The sequence below is a fragment of the Arthrobacter sp. B6 genome, from assembly GCF_001663775.1.
In the GTDB taxonomy this organism is placed as follows: Bacteria; Actinomycetota; Actinomycetes; order Actinomycetales; family Micrococcaceae; genus Arthrobacter.
Genome location: NZ_KV467168.1, coordinates 3,073,999 through 3,098,614 on the forward strand (window position 1 = coordinate 3,073,999; position 24,616 = coordinate 3,098,614).

Genomic DNA, 24,616 nt, shown 5'->3' on the forward strand with positions numbered 1-24,616 from the left:
GCCGAGAACTCAACGCGGTGCCGGAAAGCCCGGTTCCTGACCAGGAACCGGGCTTTCCTTGCGCCTGAAGAAGCTAGGCGGCCAGTGCGGACGGCACTACGCTGCTGTCCGCCGTCGAACCGGCAAGCTGCGGTGCCCAGCCGTCCGTTCCCTGCAGGTAAGTCCGGACCGTGTAGTTGCCCGCCTCAGCCGCGGGCAGCTGCGGGCGGTCGGGGGTCACCTGTGCGCCGGGCCCGCGGTTGTTGTGTTCGTGGAACCGTGCGTCCCGCCAGGAGAAGCCGCTCATGTCCGTCCAGGGCGTACCGGAAATGTGGGCGCCGAGCCAGGAGTCCCTGACCAGGACCTGGGCCACCGCGTTCGGGTCACCGCCGGCGTGCCACGGCCTGCCCAGGTGGACGCTGTTCGCTGCAGCCTCCGAGACAAGTCGGCACTGGTCAAAGAGGTAGCCATATTTGATCGACAGATCCAGACTTCCCGCGGTCACATAACCGTTGTTCGTGGCGGAGGCCCGGTCCAGCGACTTGATCTCGCAGCCACTGAAAACAGCTGTCCCGCGGCCGAAGATGAAGTCAACGTCGCCTTCCACGTAGCAGCCCTCGAAGTAGAAGCGCGCCGGGACGCCAGCTCCCGGTGAGTTGACCAGCAGGGTGTCCTGGTTGCCCAGACACCTGACGTTGGACAGCACCGAGCGGTCAGCGGTGATGTGCAGGGCGACGGCCTGGCGGTCCTTGATCCCCATGTTGGCGGCCTCGTCAAAATCGTTGCTGAACGTGAGGTTCCGGGCCACGAAGTCCGGCCCGTCAATCCGGACGGACGCGCTGCCTGAGGTGCCGAAGTTCCCGCTGCCGTCCGGCTTGGGTGTGCCGGAGGCGTTGTTGTACACGAGCACCACGTCCTCCGGCCTGCTGCCCTGCCCGATGAAGGAGACCCGGGGCTTGTTGCTCGGCACCCGCACGGCTTCGCGGTACGTGCCGGGCTGGATCCTGATGACGGTACGCTGGGCGCTGTTCGAGGGAACGGAGTCGACGGCGGACTGTACGGTCGCGAACGTCCTGCCCGGCCCGACGTCGAGCGTTACCGGAATATCGACGGGGCGTTCAGCAGGCCAATACATGCCCAGCAGCGGGTCCGTGCCGCCGTTGATATTCAGAAAGTAGCCCGGCGGGACGATCTGCTTGGATTGCAGCTCGCGTGCCACGAGGCGGGACACGGCCAGCGCACCGGCGGCCTGGAAATGCGTGTTGTCTTCCGAACCCTGCGGATACTGGGGGTGCTCGCCCGGAGCCAGGAAGAGGAAGTGCTGTTTGGTTCCTTCCGGCCCCAGCTGCTGCCACAGCTCCTTGGAGGAAGCCGTCAGGTCAACCAGCGGAGTGCCGGACGCAGCAGCAAGTTCCCGCACAGCCTGCGGGTACGCGCCGTGGGAATCCCGGGCGTTTCCGAAGGAGTCAAAGCGGCGGCGTTCCACGGGGGTGACCAGGACGGGCTTGCCTCCGCGTGCCCTGGCGCCGTCGACGTACCGGCTCAGGTACTCCTTGAACGTGGTGTCGGGGAGCGTTCCCCGGGCCGGGTCCGTCACCTTCGCGTCGTTATGGCCGAAGGCGATCAGCAGGTAGTCACCCGGCTGCATCACGGCCAGCACCCGGTCCAGCAGCCCGGCGTCGGCAAAGCTCTTGGAGGAGGCACCGGACCACGCATAGTCAAACACTGTGGCCTGCGGCCCCAGCAGGAGCGGCAGCGCCTGGCCCCAGCCGGCGCGGGGGCGTTCGGACTGTTGGTACGCCGACGACGTCGAGTCGCCGACGACGAACACCACCGGTTTGGTGCGGGGTTTCGCGGGGTCCTGGGCGGCTGGCGTGAAGGCGTTGGCCATACCCGTTCCCGAGAGGGCCATGGTTCCCGCGGTGACCGCCAGGGTGGCCAGCACGCTCCGCCGGCTCGGCAGAATGGCGGCCATCAGCCTTCCCCGCCTGCCGTGAAGATCGGGCCGGTGGAGTTCTGGAGCAGTGCCGGAACGGCCTGGGCCGGGTGGACCTGGGTGCGCAGCGTGGGAGTCCAGGACGTGTCCTCGGCCAACTGGTCTGCCGGCGCGGCAGCGGCGTTGTAGGCGGCGCGAAGATCGGTGATCTTGCCGTTGACGGCGTTCGCGACGGTGGTGATTGCCGTTCCCTTGTAGCGCCCGATGATGTTCGCGGCGTCGATTCCGGCCGGAAGCGTAAAGGCATTCGCCTCGGCGTAGAGGTGCGACTCGAATCCGGCGCCGAAGGTGTAGCCGTAGGGGACGGTGCTGTCCTCGTTCACCTTGAAGTGGTTGTTGTACACGTCCACCTGGCCGAAACGGACGCGCGGGGCGCGCTGGCCCACGTTTTCGAAGACGTTGTGGTGGATGGTGACGCGCAGCTTTCCGGGGTCCCCGCGGTTGGTGTTGTCAGTGGAGCCGATCAGCAGCAGCTTGTCGTGGTCCGCGAAGCGGTTGAAGGACATGGTCACCAGGTCCGAACCGTTGGTGACGTCCACGGCGCCGTCGTGCACCTGGTAGGGGCGGCCGAAGTGGAGGGGCTGGTTGCTGTCCAGGTTGGGGGCGTCCGTGAATTCGGAGTGGTCGATCCAGACGTTGGTGGCCTTGTTGACGACCTGGAGCAGATCGTACTCGCTGTTCCAGTTGCCCTCAGCGCCGTCGGTGGGGTCCCAGGACGGGAAGCAGTCATGGGCGTCCCGTACCGTGAGGTTGCGGACGATCACGTTGCTGGCGCCGTTGATGCGGAGGGCTGCGCCGGTAATGCTGCTGTCCGGCGTGGCGCCGACGATGGTGGTGTTGCTGGGGATGTCCACACGGATGTTCCTGGCCTGCTTGCCGGCGGCTGCCCGTCGGGCGTCTTCCTGGGCGCCCGCGGGCTCCTGGCTGCGGCCGTAGGTGGCCGGGTCATAATCCTGAAGGTACTGCGCCAGGCTGTAGCCGGTGCCTTCCGCGTAGTTCTCGCAGGTCAGCGGCGAACCGTCCGGTGCCGAGTTGGCGTCGATGCTTCCGTGGACGCGGACAATCTTCGGCTGGGTGCCCCCGGTGGCGAAGGCGGCCTCCAGCTCGGCCTTCGTGGAGACGTCATAGATGTGTGCGTCCGAGGCTGCCGAACCACCGGTGGTGCCTGTTCCAGCAGATGCCCAGCCGTTCCCCTGGGCAAGAACCTGGCGCTCCAGCGGGATCTGTGCGGTCTGGGCGGTTGGATCCGCCACGGGATTGGGAGAAGCCCCTGCGGGAGCCGAAATGATCAGTGCTCCTGCCACTGCCATGGCTGCGGACATGGACAAAGTAGTGCGTTTTCGCATGTTCTCTCTTCCGTCATTGGAATGAACTGCGCTCCGGTCCGGCGGCTGCTATGACGCCGGTCACTGCGGAAGCGCTGAGAAGGACATTACCGAGAAAGCGGTTTCTCGGCAAGGGCTTTCCTGCGGAAAGATTGGGAGGAGCGGAAGCGGCAATGCAAAAGCGGACGACGGCGGGAGGTTCCGCCGTCGTCCGCTTTTCCGTTGCGGGGCCTGCTGCAGCGCTACCCGGGAATGCCCGGAGGCTGCGGTTTCAGTCCTCGGTTCCTGCGCTGCCCTGGGGTGCCGCTGCTTCCCGGGATGGCTGATCCGGTGCCGGTGCAGCACTGGAGAGTTGACCTTGTGCGTCCCGGTCTGTCTCATGTTCGGCTCTGAGTACGTCTTCAGCGGTGATCTGGCTGTCCGGAGTCTCGTTCCACGCCTTGATCGCGGCCCAGGTAACAGCCGCCAAGGGGACAGAGAGGATGGCGCCGATGATTCCTGCAAGGATGGTGCCGGCTGTCAGGGCCAGCAGAATGACAAGGGCATGCACGCTGAGGGTGCGGCCCATGACCACCGGCTGCAGGAAGTTGCCTTCGAGCTGGTTCACGACGATCACAACGATGATCACAATCAGGGCGATGACCGGCCCATTGGCCACCAGGGCCACGAGCGCGGCCAGTACGCCCGCGAGGGTGGCCCCCACCAGCGGAATGAAGGCACCGATGAACACAATTGCGGCAAGCGGCAGCGCGAGCGGAACTCCGAGGATGATCAGGGCCAATCCAATGAAGAACGCGTCTACCGTGGCCACGATCGCGGTCCCGCGGACATAGCCGCCGAGCACGGCGAGGCTGTCCTGTCCCACGCGCCTGGCTTTGACCAGCCGCGTGCCTTTGAACGCGCGCAGGATGAATGCCCAGATGCGTTCGCCGTCCTTGAGGAAGAAAAAAAGGATCACGGCCATGAGCAGGGCGCCGGTGAGGAACGTTCCGGCAGCATTCAGCCCGCTGACCACGCCAGCTCCCGCCGTGCTGCTGGTGACGAAGTCCAGCACGGCGTCCCTTGCCTGCTGGATCTGATCGTCATCGACCGGAATCGGGCCGTTCCTGACGAAGCCGTAAAGCTGGTCGAATCCTTCGGTGGCGCTGCGCGCAAGTTCGCCTGCCTGACCCACCACGGCGAAAACGATGGCCGTCACCAGTCCACCAAGGGCCAGCAGGAGCAACAGGAAGGAGAGGAACGTCGCGGCCGCACTTGGCCAGCCTTTCCTCCGCAGCCAGTTCACCAGGGGCGCGATGGCAGCCGCGAGTATCAGCGCCAGCAGCAGCGGAACGACCACCAGCCGCACCTGGATCAGCGCGTAAACGAGTACCGCCGCCAGGGCCAGCAGCAACAATGCCTGGCCGGCCCTGATGCTCACACGGCCGAGGCCGTCCCGCCAGGGGTTGGACGGTTCCTGGGTCTGCATTCGGCAATCTCCTAGATCAACTGTTGTCGGTGCGAAAAGGGTTACGCCCCGTCAGGGCGAGGCCCGGCGCGCGGGAGCCGCCCTGCCGCCTCCTAAACCTCTCATGGACCCGCTCTGCTCGCCCAAACTTTTGCTTCCCGCACCGCAACCAGATAGCCTGTGGCCGTGTCACCCACCAGTGGCACACGCTGATGATCTGCGGCGGGAGAGTCCTGCCGGTACGTTCGTGCAGGCGCCGTAGGAGCAAACCCTTCCCAGGAATCTCTCAGGCCCACGTACCGCCGCGGCAAGGCAACTCTGGAAAGCAGCCCGGGCAACCGGGCTCACCGACGGTGCAAGTGGCGCGCTGCAACAGCAGGGCAAGACGGAAACTCTCAGGTCCAATACAGAGCGGGGAGGAACCCGAATCATCGTGGCGCCTTGGCGCCACCTGAATTATGGAGTTCCCCCATGACGATTCAGCCGTCCATGTTCCCGCACCGCCGTCTCGGACCCACTCGAATCGAAATTATCCCCACAGAGGGAATCGTTGAGCGGGTTGCGGCCACATTGCCGCTGACCACCACGCTCACCGTCACCTGCCTGCCCCACCACGGCATCGAGCGGACCATGCGCGCCGCTGTGCAGCTGGGAGTGCTCGGCTACAAGGCCATCCCGCACATCGCCGCGCGGAGCCTGCACAGCCGCGCGGAGCTGACGGGAATCCTTCGTGAATGCAACGCTGCCGGCATCGGCGAAGTGTTCGTGATCGGCGGGGACCGGAAGAAGCCGGCAGGAATTTACCAATCCGCTCTTCCGGTGCTGGAAGACATCGCGCAGTACTCGGGCGGGATGATGCGGGCCGGCATTGCGGGCTACCCCGAGGGTCATCCCTCTGTTGGCCCCCTGGACGTGTTGGACAACCTGCTGGCCAAACAGCACCTGGCCACGCACGTCGTCACACAGATGTGCTTCTCCGCGGAGAAAATCCTCGATTACGCAGCGCTCCTGCGCCGTGAAGGCGTGGAGTTGCCTGTCTGGGCAGGGGTGGCCGGCGCCGTTCCGCGGACCAGGCTGCTCTCACTTGGTACGCAGATTGGCGTCGGAAGTTCGCTGAAGTTCCTCAGCCGGAAAGGACCGCTGGCCCGCAAACTCCTCAGCGGCGACCGTTACTCGCCCGACTCCCTGCTTGCCCGGTTGCTGGAAAGCCCTTCCGGCAACATCGCGGGCATCCACCTCTACAGCTTCAACAGCCTCGATTCGGTTCCCGGCGGGCCGGATCAGGCGCCAGCCTCGGCACTCGAGACAGCATTGGCTCGAGGAACGGCACGTGAGGCCTGAAGCCACGTTCCCTCACCGGGGTTGTCACGGAAGGCTGGCCTGAACGGCGGATGTTCGACCGGACCGCGTTCGGGTGGAGGTCCCGCCGCCGGCCGCTTTGCCGTCTCCGGTGTCCGGTTATTGACCGCTCACCGGCAACGGGCAACCATGAGATATGACTGACCCAACGGATGCCGCAGATGTCCCCTTAGATGAAGATGGCAGCGTGCCGGAGGTTGACGGAGTCGAGACAGCGGAAAGCATCGCAGACGAAGTCCGTGATGAGATCCGCCTGGGCCACGTCCAGGATGACGTAAGCCATGTGCTCGAGGAACGCTTCGAGGCTGCAGGCATCGACCTGCGTCCCGAAGCCATAGACGACCTTGCCGAAGAGATTGAAAAGGACGTTTCGAGCTAAGGGAGCGTGCGGGCCGGAAACGGCGGAGAACAACCTGGGTTACTGCGCTGGCCGTGTTGGGCGCATGGCTCCCCGGAGTCATACCAGTGATCCAGGTGGCCCGCACTCCTGCGTAGCGCGCCGGTACAGATGCAACCTTCGCGTGCGTTTTCCACGGACGAGGCTCAGTCCGTCTCCGGCCCGTCGCAGAAATGACAGCCGTCTTCACAGCCGTTCTGGGTGGACGGGGGGCTAAAAGGTGTCAAAGGAGTCTCCTGCCGCGGGGTGGGTGTATTTGGGTTTGCGTGAGCCGAATTGGCTCGCGACCATTGTCCAGGCCATGCTTTTGCCCTGGTGCGGCGGCATGATGCTTCCTTCGGCAACAAAGTGCGCTTCTGCTTTCCTGCTGGCCGGCACCCACCACCCATTCACGGGACAATGCTCACCGGTTCGTACTTCGCGGACCGTACGGGAACTCTTGCCGTGGAACTGCCGGTGCGGGAGACGTTTCTTCATCACTGCTTCTTCGATCGGTGCGGACGCCTTGGGCTAAATCCATGAGGGATTTATGTGGTCTGCGTCCCAGTATGTCTCTGCGGAGCGTTAAGGAAAAGCGATGTTTTCTGCAGGATACAGGTCACCAAAAATGACTGATTGGCGAATGTCCCGGGGGGCCAAAACAGCAACGGACGACGGCGGGAGGTCCCGCCGTCGTCCGTTCAGCTTTGGTGATGGGCGCCGATGCCGCGCCGGGCCCGGTGCCTAGGCCCCGGGATCTGCCGGTCCGGCAGGTTCTGTCCTGAACTTGATCAGCTTGTGTGTCCCGTCGCAGTACGGTTTGATCGCCGACGCGCCGCACCGGCACAGTGCCACCGTCTGGCGCTGCCTCGGCACGGCTTCCCCGGATGGCGTGACAATCTCGAAGTCCCCGCGGACCAGCAGGGGCCCGTCCGGGCAGACGACAATCGATCCGTCGGCGGGTTCCTGGCTCACGCGTCCTCCCTGTTGAGTGGTCATGCCGCCGCGGCGAGGTCGGTGCGCAGCGAAGTCAGCCCGTTCTCCCAGGCGTCCATGATGTGGAGGGTGAGCCTGGCGTCCAGGGCAATGGCAGCCGTAGCGCCGAACAGCACATCCGGGAGCAGGCCCGGTTCTGCCTCCACCAGCCCTCCGGCGAGGTCCCGGCCTGCGATCTGCTCGTGAACGGCGTCGGCTTCCACGTGCTCATCAAAATAGGCCGTCGCCGCCGTGTCGAAGCCATGGCGGCGGAAGCCGTTCCCGTACAGCTGGTTGGGCCGGGAGGACGTCATCTCATAGATGGCCAAATGCCCGGCGATCGCACCGCGGAGGCGGCGGTTCAGGCCGAACAGGGACATCATGTTGACCGATGCCAGGGCTATGGCAGGCACCGCATCAACGTAGGCTCCGTACCGGTCATCCAGCTCCAATGCACGCATGGTCCTGGCGAAGAGGGCGCTGTGCATCCGGTCTGGGCGGCCGCCGCCGTATTCGTCCGCCTGGATCTCCACCAGGGCCGCCTTGGCGCGGCCGGAGAGGCGCGGGATGGCCCACGTGTGCGGGTCCGCCTCCTTGAGCTGGTAGACGGATTTGTGGATCAGGAATTCCCGGAGCTGGCCGAGCGTGGCCTTCTTCGACACATGCTTCGAAAGGCTGGGGCCGGTGTCCGTAGCCGCCAGGGCAAAGAGGACGTTGGCCACGCCGTCGCTGACCGGACCTCCGGTGGCAACCTGGGGAACCTCGGGGACCGCAGTCCTGGCCTCTCTCCGCAGTTCTTTTTCAAACGGCTGCTCCAGGATCCGGCGGACGGCGATCAGGCCCGGATTCCACTCCCAGCTGTCATCCACGCCGTCCAGCCCGCCGTAATGCAGCTCGTACAGGCAGAACAGCGCCAATTGGATGTCGTCGTCCTCGATGACGTCCGCCGACTCGGTCTGCCGTGCGGAGGCCAGTGCCAGAAGGTCTGTCAGTGCTGCTGCGTTCCCTTCAGGCTGGCCGGCGAGGATCGCGAGCAGGGCGGCGCTGACCGGACCCCGCTGTTCGGGGATGTGCATGGTTCTCCTATGGATTCTTCAGCCGGGCGCGGGCGCCGCTGGGGCGTCCGCGCCGGGCGGTGTTGAGCGCAGCGGCGCTCAGCGGCGGTCGGCTCCGCGGGCGGTGCCGCGGGAAAGGGCGACAGCCAGGGCGATCATGGCGAGGCCGAGGACGAGGTGGAGCCAGTTGTCCGCGTCGTTGACGGGGACGAAGTTGGCGGGCGTGTCATGGCCAATGAGAAGGCCGTAAAGCCACAGGACCAGGTACACCACGCCGCCGTACAGGAGGAAGTTCCTGGCCTGTCCGTCAGTCCGGGCCATCAGGATGCCGGCCACGCCGAAGAGCAGGTGCACGATGTTGTGCAGCACAGAGACCTGGAAGATCCCCAGCAGCAGGGCTTCGGAGCCGTGCCCAGCCAAGCCAAGGGAGCTGTAGTTGGTGGTAACGCCGGGGATGAAGCCCAAAATGCCGACGAGCAGGAACACTGCACCCATTGCCAGTGACGCCGTTTGGATGTTGGTCCTGTGTCCTGCCCTGCTGTTTGCCGTAACCATGATGCCTGCTCCTTCGTTTGCCTTCGGGTGGTGGGGACTGCGGCGGAATAGTTTCCCAACAACATAGTAAGCATGATTACTAAAAAATGCTAAGTATACTTAGTGGTTTTTTGCGTGACGCTGAGCTTTGCGAGCAGCAGCGCGGTGAGCAGCGCGGCGGCAAGGTGGGCGTGGAGCATCAAACCGGGATCTCCAGCGTCCGGGGTGCCGCCCGTGGCAATGCGGAACGCGTCTGCGGAGTCACGGTGCCCATGCCCGGCAGCGGTCCCCGGGAGTGCAGCGGCCGTGGCGCCCGCGAAGAGCAGATGCAGGCCCTGCTGGCCCAGCCCGGCGAGCAAAAGCAGGAACCACCCCGGAAGTCTGAGGCGGGCAATCATGGAGCCGGCCATGCTGAGCAGTGCGGCGGCTGCCGCCACGATGGGCAGCGCCGGCGGGGACGCCCCCGAGGCCAGGTGCGCCACCGCGGCCAGTCCCACCGCAACGGGGCCGGCAAGCCATCCGGCGAACCTCGGGTGGCGCGCGGCCTCCTGGCCCGTCCTCCCGGTGCTCGGCGCCGCTGCGGACAAGGTCAGAACCGGTTCCGCTGGCGGGGGTTGGCGGCAGGGTTCTGCTTGGCCCGGCGGGCGCGCAACACACGGCTGATGATGGTGGGGAGAAAGGCGAGCAACAGTTTCTTCACGACGGTTCCCTTCGTAGTTTGGGGGATAAGCCCGCAGGCCGCCCTTCCCGGAGGAAGGACGGCCCGGGCGGCACTGGCGCCTTAGGCGTTTTGGACGTGGTCTTTGGCGTCTGTGGCTTTGTCGCGGACGTCGGCTGCTGCGCCTTGGCCTTCGGCTTTGACGTGTTCGGCGGCGTCGGTGGCGGTGGCTTTGACGTTTTCCATGGCTTCCTGGGCGGGTTCCTTCAGTCCCTGGGCCATGTCCTTGGCGGCGTCGGTGAGTTCGGTGGTGAGTGGTTCGGCCGCGGTTTTGAGGGCGTCGGCTGCTTCGCGTTCCTTTTCGCTGGCCGGGATCAGGGAGGACAGCAGCATGCCGGCGCCGAAGGCGATCAGGCCTGCGGCCAGGGGGTTGCCCTGGGTTTTGGCTTTGACCTGCTGGGGTGCCTCGCCGATGGCGTGGCCGGCGTCGCCGAGGGTGGAGCCGACGGCGTCTCCGGCGTTGGTCATGGCGTTGCCGGTGTTCCCGGCCCGGGTGTGCAGGGTGGTGGTGGCGTCGTCGGCTGCTCCCATGATTTTGTCCTTCACTCCGAAGACGGCGTCTTTCACTTTGTCGGTTTGGCGGTGGACGATGTTGGAGGGGGTGACTTTGTCGGCCACGGCGTCCACGTTGGTGCCCAGCCGGGCTCGGGTTGCTTCAATGTCTGAACGGATTGCGTCCGGGTTTTCGCTCATCGTTTTACCTCACCGGGTTTCAGGGTTGGGGGGATTTCTGAGAGGGTTTCCCCTGTTTGGGGCATGCCTTTGATTTGTTTGAGTTCCTTGCGGCCGATGGAGGCCAGGATGGCGGCGATGATGCCCCAGATCACGGCGACGACGACGGCGGACCAGCCCAGTCCCATCAGCTCGCCCAGGGCGTACCAGAGGGCGATGGAGAGGAAGAGCAGGACGAAGTGCCCGGCGACGCCGGCACCGGCGAGCATGCCGCCGCCTTTGCCGGCCTTGGTGGCGGACTGCTTCAGTTCGGCCTTGGCGAGTTCCACTTCCTGGCGCATCAGCGTGGACAGGTCGCGGGTCACCTCACCCAGCAGATCACCCAGGGACGTGTTGTCCGCCTTCTCATGAGCCGCCGAAGGAGGAGTTTCGGGAATCTGGCTGCTCACAGGTGACGTCCTTCCGTATCCCGTGCCGTGCTGCTGCGGAACGGATCGTCCTCTTCCCTCAGCGGGGTGTCCGCGGCGGTTCCGGACGGCAATGTCTGGGTGGACATCGGGCCGCCCGAGACAGTGGGCTCTTCAAACAGGCCACGGTCATCGCCTGCGGCGAAGACCGTCTCCTGGCGGATGCGGCTTTGGGGTGCCCCGGCTGGCTGGCGTGAAGGGGTGGACGGGCCGCCCTGTGTCTCCGGTGCGCCGGCCGTCAGGCCCTTGGTGAGCCTCCCTGCAAGGATGCCCGCTCCGGCAGCCAGCAGAAGGAAGGTGCCGGGCCGCTGCCGGGCGAAGCTCTTAACTTCGGTGAGCAGTGAGCCGGGATCCCGGCCGTCAAGCCAGGACGCCACAGACTGGGAGCGTTCGGCGGCCTGCCGGACCAGGTCCGAGGCCACGCCCTGCTGGTCCGGGGCGTCTGCCATGGTGCGCAGCTCCGTGGAAATGGAGCGGATGCCGTCCGCGACCTTCTGCTGCTGGGCGCCTGCCTGGCTGGTGAGGTCCGACTTGGCCTGGTGGAGGAGGTCCCGGGCGTTGGTTTTCACTTCGGCGGCGACGTTGGAAGCCTCGGACTTGGCCGTCTCTGCCACGCCCTGGGCCGCGCCGGCAGCGTGGCTGGCTACCTGTGAAGCCTCTGTCTTGGCCGCTTCGGACTTGGAGGCGGAGCCGCCCGCTGCTCCCGGAGGTGACGCGGGGGCGGGGTTACCGTACTGGTCCAGGGTCGCTGGTGACGCCGTCTGGGGCCATTGGTTTTCAGTCATGGTCGCTCTCTTTCGTGAAGGGTTTCGCTGGCAAGAGCCGCCAGCACTGCTGGCTTCGCAATAGTAAGCATGGTTACTACCTAGATACTAAGCACACTTGCTATCGGAAGCGCAAGGTGCGGCACCTCCGGGTGGGCCGCAATGACGGCTGAGTGTCAGGTAAATACTAAGCATGCTTGCCAAATGGATGCTAAGCATGCTTATGGTGGGTCCCACACCGAACGCTCCCATGGAAGGGACAGCTTGCGATGACTGCTGAACCTGAGAGCGATCTCCGCGATGGATGCCGCCTGCTGTCCCTGGCCGCGCGGCTGGTCCAGCGCCGCCAGGATGACGCCCTCGCGCCGCTGGGGCTTACCCGTGCGGCGGTCATTGCCCTTGAGGGCCTGGCCGCCGGTGCCCTGAACCAGGAACAGCTGGCCGCCGCGGTCCACGCCAAAAGCCAGACGCTGGGCAAGATTCTGGCCCGGATGCAGATTGCTGGACTCGTCAGCAGGACCCGCCATCCGCACGACAGGCGCCAACTGGTTATCGGACTCACCGGCGCGGGCCGGGATGCCCTCGCTGCGGCCCATCAGGCAGAGGCCCAGGTCCTTCCGACGGAGTTGGGCGCCCAGGGCTGGAAAACACTGCGGGAGGACCTGGCCCGGTTCGTGACGTCGCTGCAAAACCAGGACAGCCATGGGGCAGCCTGGCTCCCGGCCCGGGCGGCCAACCGCCACCGGGGGAGCCCCGCAGCCGAGGCACCAGAGCCTGCCGCGCCGCCGTCGTCCGCCCAGCCGGTCCCCATCACGAGCCGCAGCCGCACCCGTGAACCCCTGTTGAAACCAGCAGTCCACCCGAGTTATCAGATCAAAAAGTGAGGAAAAAACATGTACCTGCACACACAGCTTTTGATCAACGAAATCGCCGCCGACGAGCCGGATCCCGCCGCAGCCAACGCGCTGCAGGAGGGCCTCGGCGGGCAGTTCGGCGAGATGCGCACCATGATGCAGTACCTGTTCCAGAGCATGAACTTCCGGGGTGATCCGGCCTCCAAGCCCTACAAGGACCTGCTCCAGGGGGTCGGTACCGAGGAGATCAGCCACGTCGAGCTCATCGGCACCACCATCTCCCAGCTCCTCGATGGTTCCCCGCGGTACCAGGGCAAAAAGACCGACCCCGTGGACCAGCCAGGCGCCAAAGGCGCCACCCCGCTGAAGATCGCGCTGGACACCAGCAACATCCACCACTATCTGGTTGGCGCCCAAGGCGCTTTGCCCGTGGATGCGGCGGGCAACCCCTGGAGCGGATCCTACGTTTACAACAGCGGAAACCTGGTCCTGGACCTGCTCTACAACCTGATGCTGGAATCCACTGGCCGGCTGCAGAAGTGCCGGATCTACGAAATGACGGAAAACAAAACCGCGCGCTCCACCATCGCCTACCTCATCGTCCGGGACCAGGCCCATGAAAACGCCTTCGCCAAGGCGCTGGAAAGCCTGGGCGTCAACTGGGGCAAGGTGCTGCCCATCCCGAAGACCAACGCCGAGCAGTTTCCCGAGGTCAAGAAGCTGCTTGACCTGGGGCTGCAGAGCATCCAGTACACGTTCAGTGCCGACAACCTCAGTGAAGCCGGAAAGCTCTACCGCGGGGCTTCACCGTCCAACGACGGCACCGAGCTCACCACGGACGTCATGCCGGATGGCTTCCCGATGACCATGTCCCCGGAGCGCCGCGAGGAATTCGCGCCCGGACTCGATCCCGACCTGCTCGCCCTGATCCAGGCCACCGCGGAAGTGGAACTCATGGACGCCGACAACCCCAAGGACACCACCTCCAGCGGCGCTGCAAAGAGCTCCAGCGGCACTGCAGGGACCGCAAAGTCTGCAAAGGCCGCAAAAAAGCCCTAGGCCCCTCCCGGCCAAGGGAGTTTTTGTCCAGATACGGCGGGTTAGGAGCCCCGGAAGTCTCCGTATCTGGACAAAAACTGAGACGTTTGTGCTGGTCCAGAGACGACCCGACGCGCGTATCATCGGAACGATCCGTCCCATAAGAGTGGAGCACCACATGCAGCTCGGCGCGTTTTCAATCAGCCTCACCGTCAAGGACATCGCGGCCTCCGCTGCGTTCTACGAGAACCTCGGCTTCAGCAGCTTCGGCGGCGACATCACCCAGAACTGGCTGATCCTGAAGAACGGCGAGACAGTCATCGGCCTCTTCCAGGGGATGTTTGAGAAGAACATGCTCACGTTCAACCCCGGCTGGAACCAGAACGCGGAGGCGGTGGACCCGTTCACCGATGTGCGCGATCTCCAGCGGGAACTCAAGGCCAAGGGCATGGAGTTCGTTGCCGAGGCAGACGAAGCAACGACGGGCCCGGCCAGCTTCATCGTCGTGGACCCGGACGGCAACCCGGTGCTCGTCGATCAGCACGTCTGACCCAGCGGATACACACCCAACAAAAACGGACGACGGCGGGATGTCCCGCCGTCGTCCGTTGCTTCAGTCCTGCTGGGCCGGGTAGCCGCCACCCAGCCCCGCTTCCTCCATCAGCTCTGTGAGCCAGGGGCGGTGTTCGCGGTGGAAAGCTATGCCTTCGGGCAGGCCCTGCACGAAAGGCTCGGAACCGGTGATGTCGATGGTAATCCGGCCTTCCGCCATAGGGGCATTGGTGATGTGCAGGTCGCCGTATGACTCCGGGAGTGCCGGGTCCATCCAGAATCCGCGCCGGGAAATATGGGCGTCGTACCGCATCATGCTCGTAATCAGCATGATGGGTGTGGTCGCGGCCCAGGCCTGGGGGGAGCACGCCGTGGGATAGGGCACGGGCTCGGGGACCTGGTCACGGCTGAAGCCGCAAAAGAGTTCCGGGAGCCGGCCGTCGGTGTAATCGGCCGCTTCGAAGAGGGCGGTGGAGATCCGTTGTGCCTCGTTGACGAAGCCGTAGCGCATGAGGCCCGCCGCAATGATCGCGTTGTCATGCGGCCAGACCGAGCCATTGTGGTAACTGGCGGGATTGTAGGCGCCCATGTCGGTCGCGAGGGTCCGTACGCCCCAGCCGCTGAACATCTCGGGGGACATGAGCCGTTCGGCAACCAGCGGAGCCTTGTCCTCATCGATAATGCCCTGCCACAGGCATTGCCCCATGTTGGACGCGCATGCATCGACCTGCCTTTTCCTGCCGTCCAGGGCGACCGCGTAGTAGCCCCGGTCAGGCATCCAGAACTCCTCGTTGAACCGCTTCTTCAACTGCGCCGCTTCACTGGCGAGCTCTGCCGCCAGGGGCGCGTCGCCGGCGTCGTAGGCCATCCAAGCCCGGGAAAGGAGGGCTGAGTAGACCAAAGCCTGGACTTCGCAGAGCGCGATGGGGGGTTCGGCGATACGGCCGTCAGCGAAGTTGATGCCGTCCCAGGAGTCCTTCCAGCCCTGGTTGATGAGGCCCTGTTCGTTGAGGCGTTCATACTCGACGAATCCGTCTCCGTCTTTGTCGCCGTAATTCCGGACCCAGTCCAATGCCCGGTCCGCGTGCGGCAGCAGCGCCGCGATGGTGTCCTTGGCAAAACCCCAGCGGCTCACCGATGCCAGTGTCATGACGAACTGCGGAGTCGCGTCCACGCTCCCGTAGTAGACGGACTTGCCGCCCAGGGAAAGGCCGCTGGAGACGCCGAGCCTGACCTCGTGCAGGATCTTGCCCGGTTCCTCCTCGCTCATGGGATCCACCACGCTGCCCTGGCGGTCGGCCAGCGTCTGCAAGGTGCCCAGCGCCAGGGACGGGTCCACCGGCAGTGCCATTTCCGAGGCCCAGAGGGAGTCGCGGCCGAAGAGCGTCATGAACCATGGCGCGCCGGCGGCCACGACGATCCGCTCTGGATGGGCGGGATCCTCGATGCGGAGGGCGCCAAGGTCGTCATAGCTGCGCCGCAGGGTCCGTTCGATGGAACGGTTGCCTATGTGCAGTTTGGGAATCTTCGCTACCCACTCCTGGCGGCGGCGGTCACTGCGGGAAATTTCACCTGGGGCCGGATGGACGAACGATGCCGCCGGTCCGGTGCCGTCGGCAGCGGGCACCACGGTCAGCGAGGTGCTCCAATGTCCGTGCGGCGGGACAACTACGCGGTAGGTCAGTACGTCCGGCGTGACGTCGGCGCCGCTCGCGTTCACGACGACGCCCTTCCGGACGTCCTGCCAAACGGCCCTAATGCTCAGGGCTTCACCGTCAACGTGCCGGTCTTCTTCCCAGCGACGCTGGACCCGCGCCTCTTTGACTTCAAAGAGATCCGCGAAGTCCGATTCAACACTGTAGGTGACCACGCATTCGGCTTCCTCCGAAGAGTAGTTGCGGATGGTGATCTCCTCCAGGATCCCCGCGCCGACTTCGCGCCGGCGCTCCACGATGAGGGGGCTGTCCGCGTACCCGTCGGAGCGGGGAACACGGCCAATGAACAATGCGCGGTAGGGTTCCTGCGTCGACGCTGTCAGCGGCTCCAGTGGCTGCCCGTTAATGGCCAGGTTCCAGCGCGAGAGGATGCGGGTGTCCTCATGGAAAACCCCATGCGGGTGTTCCGGATGGATGTCCCCATTCGCCAAGGAAATACAGAAGGATGAACCTTCCACCAAGGTAACCGTGCCAGACCCCAACGGCCCGGCAGCCGTGTCAGCATTCCATCCAGCCATCCCGGCCTCCTACGACGGCTCGCAGCCTTACTCCTTGGATAGACGGTACGCCTGCATTCCATTTGACGATAGGCGCTGCGGCGCACTGACGTTTGTGCCCATTTGGCTGTTGCGTTTTCCGCGCCCGGCTCAAAGGGACGACGGCGGGCCAGTCCCGCCGTCGTCCTATTGGGTCGCGCGCAACTCGGCTGAGTCAGGAAAAGTGCTCCGCAGCTTCGGCCCCACTAGAAAAGTTCAGCGCGAACGTACACTTGAGGCCCTGCCCGCAGGGCCTCAAGTGTACGTTCGCGCTGCATTTGGAAGTGCTGCCGGGCTAGACTCCCCGAAGCGGCTGTCAGGGGGCCGGCGGGAAGGCAGCGTCAGGACGAACAGGCTGCCTGCGGTCAGCGCAGCGCCGGTCCAGCCGAGTGCAGGCAGGCGTTCACCAACCCCCACCACTGCAAGGAGCGCCGCCACAACGGTCTCCGCCAGGGACAGCGTAGTGGCTGTGCTGGCGCGGACGCGGGCCAGGCCCCAGCCAAACAGGACATAGCCGGCAAACATGGGAACCACCGCCATGTACGCGCCCACCGAAAAGTTCTGCCAGGACGCGAGGAACGGGGCTCCCGTGGCGGCAAGCACGGGCATGAGCAGGAGGCCGCCGATCCCGAAAACAATGCCCATGACCACCTTTGAGGGCACCCCGGTGTTGATCACGCGGTGTGCCGCCCACGAATACAGGGCGTAGGTCAGTCCGGCCACCAGCCCCAGGGCGACGCCCGCCGGCGTCGACCATCCCGCACCCACTGCGCCGGCCCCGCCGTGCCCCGCATCAGCGACACAGAGCAGCACCGCGCCGGAGACGCCGAGAGCCGCGCCGACGGCCCACCGGCGAGTGAATCGCCTGTTGTCCACCACCCGTTCGATGACGGCCGACGCCAGGGGTGCCGAGCCGATGGAGACGACTGTCCCCACAGCGACACCCGCCAGGTGCATGGACGAATAGAAGGCGAGCGGATACAGGGCAACGGCGAGGGAACCCAGTGCCACAGTGCGCCACTGGCGGCGCAGGGACGTGCCGAACGCCAGCATCGGACGGGCGGCAATCGCGGCCTGCAGCAGGCCGCCGAATCCCATAGCCACCGCTCCGATCGCCAGCGGACTCACGTCCGGGGCGAAGGTGGCCGCAGTGCCGGTGGTGCCCCACAGGACAGACGCGGCGAGTACAAACAGCGCACCCCACGTTGTTCCCGGGAAGCCCGCCGGCTTCACCGGCTGCCGATCAGGGCAGCCGCGATCCCTCGGGCTTGCCGGATACAGTTGTCGTTGCCTTCGAGGCCGGCGCGGACCATCGAGCCTTCCAGGAGGAACGCCAGATGCCTTGCCATGGCCGCTGCCCGCTCGGCCGAGTCCGGAAGCAGTTCGGCAAGGTGCTCCAACAACAGGGCCTGGACCTCCTCCTTGTGCTGCCGGACCACCGCCCGTCCGGGATCGCCGGCAGGGAGTTCGGCCGCGGCGTTGAGCAGCCCGCAGCCGCGGAAGCCGTTCTCGTACGCCAGATCAGCGTGGTCCGCGTAGGCATCGAAGACCGCCAGAACCCGGTCCATGGCAGTGTTCGTCTTTTCCAGCCTTGCCCGGTACAGCCCCAGCCACTCCTCATGGCGGGCGTACAGGTACGCCGTCACCAGGTCCGCCTTCGAGGCGAAGTTGTTGTAGAGGCTCTTTTTTGCCACGCCCGCCTCGGCGGTGATCGTGTCGATGCCCGTCCCGGTCAGGCCGTGGGCGTAGAAGTGCTTGGCGGCAGCCTCGAGGAGGGCATCACGGGCAGGCCGCCTCCCGGGACGGGTTGCCGGGGCCGTCTGGTTTGCTGCCATGGCCAGTCCTCATCAGCTAGGTAGAGCGCCAGTAGTTAGACCAGTCTACCTACTCATGCCAAACGGCCGACGGCGGGAGGTTCCGCCGTCAGCGGCGGCCGAGGTCACTGTCAACGTACGAACCCGGGCGGTTCCCGGAGCTGTGCTGGCAGTTGCAGCCACCATCCAGCTGCAGCCGGACGGTCACTGGACTTGATGATTCCAGCTGGATATCCACCGACTCCGTCCCGTTGCTGCTGATGCGGAGAGTCGGTTCTTCGTCGTGGCGATGGGACATGTAGCCAGCCTTTGTTCACGCGGGGGAAAGTGGTACGCCCCGGTGGCACGGGCAGGAAGCCGCGTGCCACCGGGGCGGGTTGCTACAGACGGTGGGCAGCTACAGGCTGTCCCGTTCCGCCCGCCGGGTCTCGACGGTCGGGATGCTCCCTGTGGGGGTACCGCCCACGCAGTCCGAGTCGGAGCACTTTTCGGCGCATTCGTGCCTTGTCACGAGGTCGAACTGGACATGGCCGTGTTGCTCCACCCCGGTACGGATCGCACGTTCCATCACGTTGGTGGCCAGTCGTCGCCGCAGGGCCAGCGGATCCCGGCGGAGGTCCTTCGCCAGGGCGATGCAGAGCAGCAGCATAACGATAACGAAGGGAAGAGCCGCGACGATGGTGATGCGTTGGAGGCCTGAGAGGGCTTCGGAGGGGTCGTCGCCGCCGGCGAGGAGCATGACGGCAGCGACTGCTCCGGTGAGCACGCCCCAGAAGATGACGACTCCGCGGCGGGGGTTCAGGGATCCATTGGAGCTGAGGGCTCCCATCACGATGGAGGCGGAGTCGGCGCCCGTGACGAAGAAGATGCCCACGAGCACCATGGCAAGCACACCCACTGCTGCGGTGGCCCAGCCGGGCATTCCAAGGTTCTGGAAGACGTCGAAGAGGGCGCCGTTGAAGTTGACGGTGGGCACACCGTCGACCATGGTCACCAGGCCTGGGGTGTTGTTCTTGTCGGCTTCCTGCTGCAGGTGGAAGGCGGTGCCGCCAAAGATGCTGAACCACATGACGCTGACCACGCTGGGTACCAGCAGGACGCCAGTGACGAACTGGCGGATGGTGCGGCCACGGCTGATGCGGGCGATGAACATGCCCACGAAGGGTGTCCAGGAGAGCCACCAGGCCCAGTAGAAGATGGTCCAGCTGGACATCCAGCTGCGCAGTGCTTCGTCACCGACGGCCTCGGTCCGGGAGGACATTTCCGCGAGGTCGCGGGCGTAGTCGCCCACGGCGGCGGGGATCAGGTTCAGGATGAAGAGGGTGGGGCCCACCAGGAAGACGATGAGGGCCAGGATGACGGCCAGGACCATGTTGATGTTGGACAGCCACTGGATGCCGCGGCTGATGCCCGACACGGCGGAGGCGACGAAGCAGAAGGTCAGGACACCGACGATCGCGACGAGCATCGGAGTGCCGACTTCGCCGAACCAGCTGTTGGTGCTCATGCCGCTGCCGATCTGCAGGGCGCCCAGGCCAAGGGATGCGGCGGTGCCGAAGAGCGTGGCGAAGATGGCCAGGATGTTGATGAACTTACCGACCGGGCCTTCGACGACGCGGATGCCGAAAAGGGAGGTGAAGGCCTCGGAGATCAGCTGCCTGCGGCCCAGGCGGTAGGTGCCGTAAGCCATGGCAATGCCGACCACGGCGTACATGGCCCAGGGGTGCAGGGTCCAGTGGAAGATCGAGGTGGCCATGGCGGTCTGGATGGCGGCAGGCGTCTGGCCGTCCACGGTGCCGGGCGGGGGAGAGACGTAGTGGTAAAGAGGCTCGGCCACGCCGTAGAACATCAGTCCGATGCCCATGCCGGCGGCGAACATCATCGCTATCCAGGAGACAGTGCGGAATTCCGGCTTTTCGCCGTCCTTGCCCAGGGGAATGTTGCCGAACTTACCGAGGGCAAGCCAAAGGACAAAGAAGACGAAGAGCGAGGCCATGACCATGAAGAGCCACCCGGTGTACTCCATGACCCAATTGAGGGCACCCGTGGAGGTCGCTGCGAGGCTGTCCCTTCCGAGGAATCCCCAGAGAACAAAAGCCACGGCCATGACACCCGTGATTCCGAAAGTCACCTTATCCAGGTTGAGCGTTCGGTTCCGCCTCTCCGTAACGGCATGCTCCGTTTTGGTTTGACGCAGCTCCTGGAGGATCTCATCGTATTCTTCCTCAGAGGGCACGCTTGCGGTTTCGTCTGCCGGGGTGAGGGTACCCGTTTCGAGCGCATCCTCTGAAGCGAATTCTTCAAGTCTCTGGTCCCCGCCATCATTTTCGCCTACGGGAGGTTTCTTGGGGGGTTTGATGTCACTGTTTATAGCCATGAGGGCGTCCTTTTCTTGGGAGTCATGGGCTTGCCTTTAAACATGGCCATGGGGGGTGAGCCCGGGGGGAAGGTTGGGGGCTTCCTCCGATTCAATGACCATGATGTTGCCGTCAATGATTTGAACTTCGTGCGTGCGGACCGGCAGTTTGGCCGGCGGTGCGTCCAGGCCTCCGGTGCGCAGGTTAAACCTGGAGGCGTGAAGCGGGCACTCAACCCAGCAGTCCTCTACGTAGCCATCGGCCAGTGAGGCATCCTGGTGGGTGCACGTGTCGTCGATGGCGAAGATCTCACCCTCTTCCGTGTGGAAGACGGCAATGGGTGGAGCTGTATCGAGCCTTAATGCCTCCCCGGGAGCGAGATCGCTGAGCGGGCAGGCCTTGTGCATTCGTGGCACCTCTTCGGGTTGGGGTCAGGTTTGCAAACGCTAGAGGCCGGGGCCCTCAAGCGTTCCGCAGGGATCAACACATTTCGCGGTAAGCAACAGAGTGCGCCACCTCACAGCTGAATGTCAAGGTTTTTCAGAAGCCCCCGTCGTATTTCTGTCGCCTCGTGCCACTTCTTGACAGTACACGTGGCGTGAGTCACTCTGTTGCATATAGTGATTCTTGTTGCGCAAGAAGCAGTATTGGAAGGGTGAAATATGGAGACGCTCGCGATGGTGGGAGCATCCTTGGCTGGTCTTTCCGCGGCCCGGGCAGCCCGCGCTCAAGGCTTCACCGGACGCCTGATCATCATTGGCGATGAACAGCACCGTCCGTATGACCGGCCCCCGCTGTCAAAGGACTTCCTTCTCGGCACAATGACCGCTGAGGACCTCTTCCTTGAAAACGAGGACGAGGGGCTTCACGCCGAATGGATCCTCGGGGTTGGCGCAGTTGGTCTGGACGCCGAAACCCGGACTATCGAACTGGCGGACGGCAGGAGCGTTACCGCCGACGGCATCGTTATTGCCACTGGCGCACGGTGCCGTCAGCTCCCTGCACTCAAGGGCTTGGACAATGTCTTTTACCTGAGGACAATCGCCGATGCCCAAGGACTGGCTCCGAGGTTGGTCCCGGGCAACCGGATGGTGGTGATCGGCGCCGGTTTCATCGGGGCTGAGGCCGCGTCGGTGGCAGCATCCCGTGGCATGGACGTCACCATGATCAACAACAACCAGGTCCCGTTCACAGCGCAGCTGGGTGCGGACATGGGTGCAACCGTCGCCAAGCTCCACACTGCCCACGGGGTGGATCTGGTCTGCGGTGTTGGCATCGAAGATTTTGACACGGCTGATGGCGAAGTCACTGGTCTCCGCCTCGCTGATGGCCGGCATATTCCCGCCGATGTAGTTGTGGTCGGCATCGGTGCCGAGCCCAACGTGGAATGGCTTGAGGGCTCGGGTATTCAGCTCCAGGACGGGGTGCTTTGTGATTCCATGGGACGCAGCAGCGTGCAGGGCATCGTCGCCGTGGGCGACTGCGCTGCATGGTTTGAGGACAAGTTGGGCAGGCACCGCCGGGTTGAGCACTGGACTGGCGCTTTGGAGCGCGCTGCTCTCGCCGTCCAGGCGCTGCTCGACGACGACGCCCCACAGCAGCCGCTTAAGCCCCCCTATTTTTGGTCTGACCAGCACGGCGTGAAGATCCAGTTCGCCGGCCACTCCGCAGGTTACGACCGGCTCGAGATTGAAGCCGGCGACCCGGAGGAACACAGCTTCCTTGCTGTCTACTACCAGGGTGAGATCCCTGTGGCAGCACTCGGCATGAACCAGCCGCGGCTGTTCACCAAGTGGCGGCGCAGTATTGGCAAGCCGGTTGCCAAGCCTGTCCCGGCCGGACTTGCTTCCGCAGTCGCGTCCTAGGACCACCGCACCTCTTGCTTCTTAGTCTTTTCCAAGCTTCCACACGCAACATTGCAGTTCTGAGGAGGAACGATTGAGCACTGAGGTAACCACTCCGAGCCTTATCCCCACGCTGCCGGGGTCGACATACGTGGATGAGGCCGTATTCCGTGCCGAGCAGGAGCGCATCTTCGAGCAGATGTGGTTCTGTGCCATCCGGTCCGCTGACTTGGACAAGGCCGGAGCCTGGCGGACCGTCCAGGTAGGTCGTGAGAGCGTCCTGATCTCGCGCACCCGCAAAGGCCAGATCCGCGCGTTCTACAACATCTGTAGGCACCGAGGCGTCAAGCTGTGCATGGAGGAGCAGGGCGAAGCTGCCCGCAACTTCCAGTGCCCGTACCACGCCTGGACCTATGACTTCGAAGGCAAGCTGATTGCTGCCCCGAACCTGACCAAGATGCCGGATATCGACCGGGACGAGTACGGACTGGCCAAGGTTCACGTCAGCGAATACCTGGGCTATGTCTGGGTCTGCCTGGCCGATGAGCCGCCGTCGTTTGAGGAAGACGTTATGGGCGCGATCGAGGAGCGCCTCGGCAACGTACACGCCATTGACGGTTACGATGTCGCCAACCTCAGCCTGGGCCGCCGTATCAAGTACGACGTCAAGGCCAACTGGAAGCTCATCATTGAGAACTTCATGGAGTGTTACCACTGTGCCACCATTCACCCGGAACTCACCGAAGTTCTGCCCGAATTCGCAGACGGCCTTGCCGCACAGTACTTCGTAGGCCACGGCGCCGAATTCGGCGAAGACATAAAGGGCTTCACCATCGACGGCTCAGAAGGGCTGGACCACATCCCCGGTGTGGGCGAGGACCAGGACCGCCGCTACTACGCCATCACCATCAAGCCGACAGTGTTCGTGAACCTCGTCCCGGACCACGTCATCATCCACCGGATGTTCCCGATGGCTGCGGACCACACCATCGTCGAATGCGACTGGCTGTACCTGCCCAGTGTGGTGGAAAGCGGCAAGGACGTCACGGCTTCAGTGGAGCTGTTCCACCGCGTCAACCAGCAGGACTTCGACGCGTGCGAACGCTGCCAGCCTGCCATGGGCTCGAAGATCTACTCCAAGGGCGGTGTGCTGGTACCCAGCGAACACCACATCCGCGCCTTCCACGACTGGATCGAGGAAAAAGTAGGCGACATCATTCACTCCTCCTAGACCACTGTGAGGAACCGGCAGGCCCGGCCCGTTGGGGTCGGGCCTACCGGCGTCTGTAGCCCATTTTTGCACTGATGGCCAGGCCGGCGTCGCGAAGGCCTTCAATGAGTCCGGGGTCCTCTTCGGGCCTGAACCGGAACGCAGGACCGGAGATACTCACCGCTGCGATGACATTCCCCAAGTGGTTATAGATGGGAACGGCGACCGCTGTCAGGCCGATCTCGAACTCCTCGTGGACCACCGCGTAGCCCTGGCGGGCGACGTCCAGCAGCTGCTTTTCCAACTCCGCGCGGTTGGTTATGGTGCGCGGCGTGCGGGCCGGCAGACCGACCCTCTTGAGGATCGTGTCCCTTTCGTCTGTCGGCAGGGCAGCGAGCAGTACCTTGCCGCTGGACGTGGCGTGCAGCGGCGTCAGGCTGCCTACCCAGTCGTACGTCGCGAGAGTGGAGGGGCCCATGGCCTGGTCCACGTTGACAGCAAAGTTCGACCGCAGGACGGCCAGGTTTACCGTCTCCTTGTATTGCCCAGCCAGGCTCTCCAAAACCTCCCGTGCCTCGCGTACCACGCTCAACCGGCCAGGGATGGACGATGCCAGTCTCAGGATTCCAAACCCCAGCTGGTACTTGCCACGTTCGCTGTTCTGGCGGACCAGTTCCCGGCCCAGCAGTGACCCCACCAGCCGGGACACGGTGGATTTGTGGACGCCCATCTCATCAGCGATCTCGCTGACGCCGGCATCACCATCCCGGGCCAGGATTTCCAGAATCTGGAGGGCGCGGTCCACCGATTGGACGCCTCCGCCCTGGGCGTCTGCGTCCGGGTCGTGGTCGTTGCGTGCGGCCATCATGCCTCGTGTCATAGTCCATGCAGGGTGCTTTGGGACTGGAGGCCCCAGCCAACCAGCGCCCTCGTCAAGGCTCCATCCTAGACCGACTCGCGTCCTGACGCGTCATTCGCAACAGCGGCCCCTGCACTGCAGCCGCAGTTAAGCAAAGGAAGGCACCCCAC

General features: G+C 64.6%; 25 protein-coding genes and 2 riboswitches. Of the genes, 7 read left to right on the plus strand and 18 right to left on the minus strand.

Features of this window, described 5'->3' with window-relative positions:
• Positions 1–73: 73 nt before the first annotated feature.
• From AU175_RS13590 to AU175_RS13600, 3 genes are all read right to left on the minus strand, one after another.
• On the minus strand, positions 74–1,954 hold the full coding sequence (locus tag AU175_RS13590; protein WP_066289796.1) for a pectinesterase family protein: 1,881 nt from the start codon (positions 1,952–1,954) through the stop codon (positions 74–76).
• A complete protein-coding gene (locus tag AU175_RS13595; protein ID WP_066289798.1) occupies positions 1,954–3,321 on the minus strand; it encodes a pectate lyase family protein in 1,368 nt (455 codons plus the stop codon). The genes AU175_RS13590 and AU175_RS13595 overlap by 1 nt, the downstream gene beginning before the upstream one ends.
• Positions 3,322–3,571: 250 nt before the next feature.
• Positions 3,572–4,768, minus strand: coding sequence for an AI-2E family transporter (locus tag AU175_RS13600; RefSeq protein WP_066289800.1), 1,197 nt, complete (start codon positions 4,766–4,768; stop codon positions 3,572–3,574).
• A 192-nt stretch (positions 4,769–4,960) separates the two neighbouring features.
• Positions 4,961–5,059: riboswitch (glycine riboswitch) on the plus strand.
• Between the two features lies 1 nt (position 5,060).
• Positions 5,061–5,167: riboswitch (glycine riboswitch) on the plus strand.
• Positions 5,168–5,218: 51 nt separating this feature from the next.
• Between AU175_RS13600 and AU175_RS13605 the strand changes: the two genes are divergently transcribed.
• Positions 5,219–6,088: a methylenetetrahydrofolate reductase gene (locus AU175_RS13605; RefSeq protein WP_231938566.1), complete on the plus strand. Its 870-nt coding sequence runs from the start codon at positions 5,219–5,221 to the stop codon at positions 6,086–6,088.
• Between the two features lie 154 nt (positions 6,089–6,242).
• Complete coding sequence (locus AU175_RS13610) at positions 6,243–6,485, plus strand: hypothetical protein (RefSeq protein ID WP_066289806.1); 243 nt, start codon at positions 6,243–6,245, stop codon at positions 6,483–6,485.
• A 231-nt stretch (positions 6,486–6,716) separates the two neighbouring features.
• Here AU175_RS13610 and AU175_RS21790 read toward each other — a convergent pair whose 3' ends face one another.
• The 8 genes from AU175_RS21790 to AU175_RS21430 all read right to left on the minus strand — a co-directional run bounded on the left by AU175_RS21790 (position 6,717) and on the right by AU175_RS21430 (position 11,688).
• Positions 6,717–6,980 (minus strand): hypothetical protein, encoded by a 264-nt coding sequence (locus AU175_RS21790; protein ID WP_156642321.1) that lies wholly within the window; start codon positions 6,978–6,980, stop codon positions 6,717–6,719.
• Positions 6,981–7,226: 246 nt separating this feature from the next.
• A complete protein-coding gene (locus AU175_RS13615; RefSeq protein ID WP_066289809.1) occupies positions 7,227–7,481 on the minus strand; it encodes a CDGSH iron-sulfur domain-containing protein in 255 nt (84 codons plus the stop codon).
• Positions 7,478–8,533, minus strand: coding sequence for an iron-containing redox enzyme family protein (locus AU175_RS13620; protein ID WP_066289814.1), 1,056 nt, complete (start codon positions 8,531–8,533; stop codon positions 7,478–7,480). Before AU175_RS13620 ends, AU175_RS13615 begins: the two co-directional genes overlap by 4 nt.
• A gap of 78 nt (positions 8,534–8,611) precedes the next feature.
• The gene (locus AU175_RS13625) at positions 8,612–9,067 is read right to left on the minus strand and encodes a DUF4383 domain-containing protein (RefSeq protein ID WP_066289817.1); all 456 of its coding nucleotides are present in this window, start codon (positions 9,065–9,067) and stop codon (positions 8,612–8,614) included.
• A gap of 89 nt (positions 9,068–9,156) precedes the next feature.
• A complete protein-coding gene (locus AU175_RS21795; protein ID WP_197497107.1) occupies positions 9,157–9,633 on the minus strand; it encodes a hypothetical protein in 477 nt (158 codons plus the stop codon).
• Between the two features lie 194 nt (positions 9,634–9,827).
• Positions 9,828–10,457, minus strand: a complete 630-nt coding sequence (locus tag AU175_RS13635) for a DUF3618 domain-containing protein (RefSeq protein WP_066287479.1) — start codon at positions 10,455–10,457, stop codon at positions 9,828–9,830.
• Complete coding sequence (locus AU175_RS13640) at positions 10,454–10,885, minus strand: phage holin family protein (RefSeq protein ID WP_066289821.1); 432 nt, start codon at positions 10,883–10,885, stop codon at positions 10,454–10,456. The genes AU175_RS13635 and AU175_RS13640 overlap by 4 nt, the downstream gene beginning before the upstream one ends.
• Positions 10,882–11,688, minus strand: coding sequence for a hypothetical protein (locus AU175_RS21430; RefSeq protein WP_082979158.1), 807 nt, complete (start codon positions 11,686–11,688; stop codon positions 10,882–10,884). The genes AU175_RS13640 and AU175_RS21430 overlap by 4 nt, the downstream gene beginning before the upstream one ends.
• Positions 11,689–11,936: 248 nt before the next feature.
• Between AU175_RS21430 and AU175_RS13650 the strand changes: the two genes are divergently transcribed.
• The 3 genes from AU175_RS13650 to AU175_RS13660 all read left to right on the plus strand — a co-directional run bounded on the left by AU175_RS13650 (position 11,937) and on the right by AU175_RS13660 (position 14,109).
• Positions 11,937–12,551: a MarR family winged helix-turn-helix transcriptional regulator gene (locus AU175_RS13650; RefSeq protein WP_066289824.1), complete on the plus strand. Its 615-nt coding sequence runs from the start codon at positions 11,937–11,939 to the stop codon at positions 12,549–12,551.
• 9 nt (positions 12,552–12,560) lie between these two features.
• Positions 12,561–13,580 (plus strand): manganese catalase family protein, encoded by a 1,020-nt coding sequence (locus tag AU175_RS13655; protein WP_231938567.1) that lies wholly within the window; start codon positions 12,561–12,563, stop codon positions 13,578–13,580.
• A gap of 157 nt (positions 13,581–13,737) precedes the next feature.
• The gene (locus AU175_RS13660) at positions 13,738–14,109 is read left to right on the plus strand and encodes a VOC family protein (protein ID WP_066289825.1); all 372 of its coding nucleotides are present in this window, start codon (positions 13,738–13,740) and stop codon (positions 14,107–14,109) included.
• 63 nt (positions 14,110–14,172) lie between these two features.
• On the opposite strand, the gene AU175_RS13665 is transcribed toward AU175_RS13660, so the two are convergent.
• From AU175_RS13665 to AU175_RS13690, 6 genes are all read right to left on the minus strand, one after another.
• Positions 14,173–16,344, minus strand: a complete 2,172-nt coding sequence (locus AU175_RS13665) for an amylo-alpha-1,6-glucosidase (protein ID WP_066289828.1) — start codon at positions 16,342–16,344, stop codon at positions 14,173–14,175.
• 273 nt (positions 16,345–16,617) lie between these two features.
• Positions 16,618–17,595, minus strand: a complete 978-nt coding sequence (locus AU175_RS13670) for a DMT family transporter (protein ID WP_231938568.1) — start codon at positions 17,593–17,595, stop codon at positions 16,618–16,620.
• Complete coding sequence (locus AU175_RS13675) at positions 17,592–18,197, minus strand: TetR/AcrR family transcriptional regulator (protein WP_066289831.1); 606 nt, start codon at positions 18,195–18,197, stop codon at positions 17,592–17,594. The genes AU175_RS13670 and AU175_RS13675 overlap by 4 nt, the downstream gene beginning before the upstream one ends.
• A gap of 88 nt (positions 18,198–18,285) precedes the next feature.
• Complete coding sequence (locus AU175_RS13680; RefSeq protein ID WP_066289834.1) at positions 18,286–18,474, minus strand: hypothetical protein; 189 nt, start codon at positions 18,472–18,474, stop codon at positions 18,286–18,288.
• A 99-nt stretch (positions 18,475–18,573) separates the two neighbouring features.
• Positions 18,574–20,553: a BCCT family transporter gene (locus AU175_RS13685; protein ID WP_066289836.1), complete on the minus strand. Its 1,980-nt coding sequence runs from the start codon at positions 20,551–20,553 to the stop codon at positions 18,574–18,576.
• Between the two features lie 36 nt (positions 20,554–20,589).
• The gene (locus AU175_RS13690; protein ID WP_066289838.1) at positions 20,590–20,940 is read right to left on the minus strand and encodes a bifunctional 3-phenylpropionate/cinnamic acid dioxygenase ferredoxin subunit; all 351 of its coding nucleotides are present in this window, start codon (positions 20,938–20,940) and stop codon (positions 20,590–20,592) included.
• A gap of 255 nt (positions 20,941–21,195) precedes the next feature.
• Between AU175_RS13690 and AU175_RS13695 the strand changes: the two genes are divergently transcribed.
• Positions 21,196–22,398 (plus strand): NAD(P)/FAD-dependent oxidoreductase, encoded by a 1,203-nt coding sequence (locus AU175_RS13695; protein WP_066289840.1) that lies wholly within the window; start codon positions 21,196–21,198, stop codon positions 22,396–22,398.
• Positions 22,399–22,471: 73 nt separating this feature from the next.
• The gene (locus AU175_RS13700; protein WP_066289847.1) at positions 22,472–23,608 is read left to right on the plus strand and encodes an aromatic ring-hydroxylating oxygenase subunit alpha; all 1,137 of its coding nucleotides are present in this window, start codon (positions 22,472–22,474) and stop codon (positions 23,606–23,608) included.
• Between the two features lie 43 nt (positions 23,609–23,651).
• Here AU175_RS13700 and AU175_RS13705 read toward each other — a convergent pair whose 3' ends face one another.
• Positions 23,652–24,452 (minus strand): IclR family transcriptional regulator, encoded by an 801-nt coding sequence (locus AU175_RS13705; protein ID WP_066291116.1) that lies wholly within the window; start codon positions 24,450–24,452, stop codon positions 23,652–23,654.
• Positions 24,453–24,616: the final 164 nt, after the last annotated feature.

Excerpts from the sequence above, each read along its gene's own strand:
- AU175_RS13590 (WP_066289796.1), bottom strand. The coding sequence starts at position 1,954 with ATGGCCGCCATTCTGCCGAGCCGGCGGAGCGTGCTGGCCACCCTGGCG.
- AU175_RS13595 (WP_066289798.1), bottom strand. The coding sequence starts at position 3,321 with ATGCGAAAACGCACTACTTTGTCCATGTCCGCAGCCATGGCAGTGGCA.
- AU175_RS13600 (WP_066289800.1), bottom strand. The coding sequence starts at position 4,768 with ATGCAGACCCAGGAACCGTCCAACCCCTGGCGGGACGGCCTCGGCCGT.
- AU175_RS13605 (WP_231938566.1), top strand. The coding sequence starts at position 5,219 with ATGACGATTCAGCCGTCCATGTTCCCGCACCGCCGTCTCGGACCCACT.
- AU175_RS13610 (WP_066289806.1), top strand. The coding sequence starts at position 6,243 with ATGACTGACCCAACGGATGCCGCAGATGTCCCCTTAGATGAAGATGGC.
- AU175_RS21790 (WP_156642321.1), bottom strand. The coding sequence starts at position 6,980 with ATGAAGAAACGTCTCCCGCACCGGCAGTTCCACGGCAAGAGTTCCCGT.
- AU175_RS13615 (WP_066289809.1), bottom strand. The coding sequence starts at position 7,481 with ATGACCACTCAACAGGGAGGACGCGTGAGCCAGGAACCCGCCGACGGA.
- AU175_RS13620 (WP_066289814.1), bottom strand. The coding sequence starts at position 8,533 with ATGCACATCCCCGAACAGCGGGGTCCGGTCAGCGCCGCCCTGCTCGCG.
- AU175_RS13625 (WP_066289817.1), bottom strand. The coding sequence starts at position 9,067 with ATGGTTACGGCAAACAGCAGGGCAGGACACAGGACCAACATCCAAACG.
- AU175_RS13635 (WP_066287479.1), bottom strand. The coding sequence starts at position 10,457 with ATGAGCGAAAACCCGGACGCAATCCGTTCAGACATTGAAGCAACCCGA.
- AU175_RS21430 (WP_082979158.1), bottom strand. The coding sequence starts at position 11,688 with ATGACTGAAAACCAATGGCCCCAGACGGCGTCACCAGCGACCCTGGAC.
- AU175_RS13650 (WP_066289824.1), top strand. The coding sequence starts at position 11,937 with ATGACTGCTGAACCTGAGAGCGATCTCCGCGATGGATGCCGCCTGCTG.
- AU175_RS13655 (WP_231938567.1), top strand. The coding sequence starts at position 12,561 with ATGTACCTGCACACACAGCTTTTGATCAACGAAATCGCCGCCGACGAG.
- AU175_RS13660 (WP_066289825.1), top strand. The coding sequence starts at position 13,738 with ATGCAGCTCGGCGCGTTTTCAATCAGCCTCACCGTCAAGGACATCGCG.
- AU175_RS13665 (WP_066289828.1), bottom strand. The coding sequence starts at position 16,344 with ATGGCTGGATGGAATGCTGACACGGCTGCCGGGCCGTTGGGGTCTGGC.
- AU175_RS13675 (WP_066289831.1), bottom strand. The coding sequence starts at position 18,197 with ATGGCAGCAAACCAGACGGCCCCGGCAACCCGTCCCGGGAGGCGGCCT.
- AU175_RS13680 (WP_066289834.1), bottom strand. The coding sequence starts at position 18,474 with ATGTCCCATCGCCACGACGAAGAACCGACTCTCCGCATCAGCAGCAAC.
- AU175_RS13685 (WP_066289836.1), bottom strand. The coding sequence starts at position 20,553 with ATGGCTATAAACAGTGACATCAAACCCCCCAAGAAACCTCCCGTAGGC.
- AU175_RS13690 (WP_066289838.1), bottom strand. The coding sequence starts at position 20,940 with ATGCACAAGGCCTGCCCGCTCAGCGATCTCGCTCCCGGGGAGGCATTA.
- AU175_RS13695 (WP_066289840.1), top strand. The coding sequence starts at position 21,196 with ATGGAGACGCTCGCGATGGTGGGAGCATCCTTGGCTGGTCTTTCCGCG.
- AU175_RS13705 (WP_066291116.1), bottom strand. The coding sequence starts at position 24,452 with ATGGCCGCACGCAACGACCACGACCCGGACGCAGACGCCCAGGGCGGA.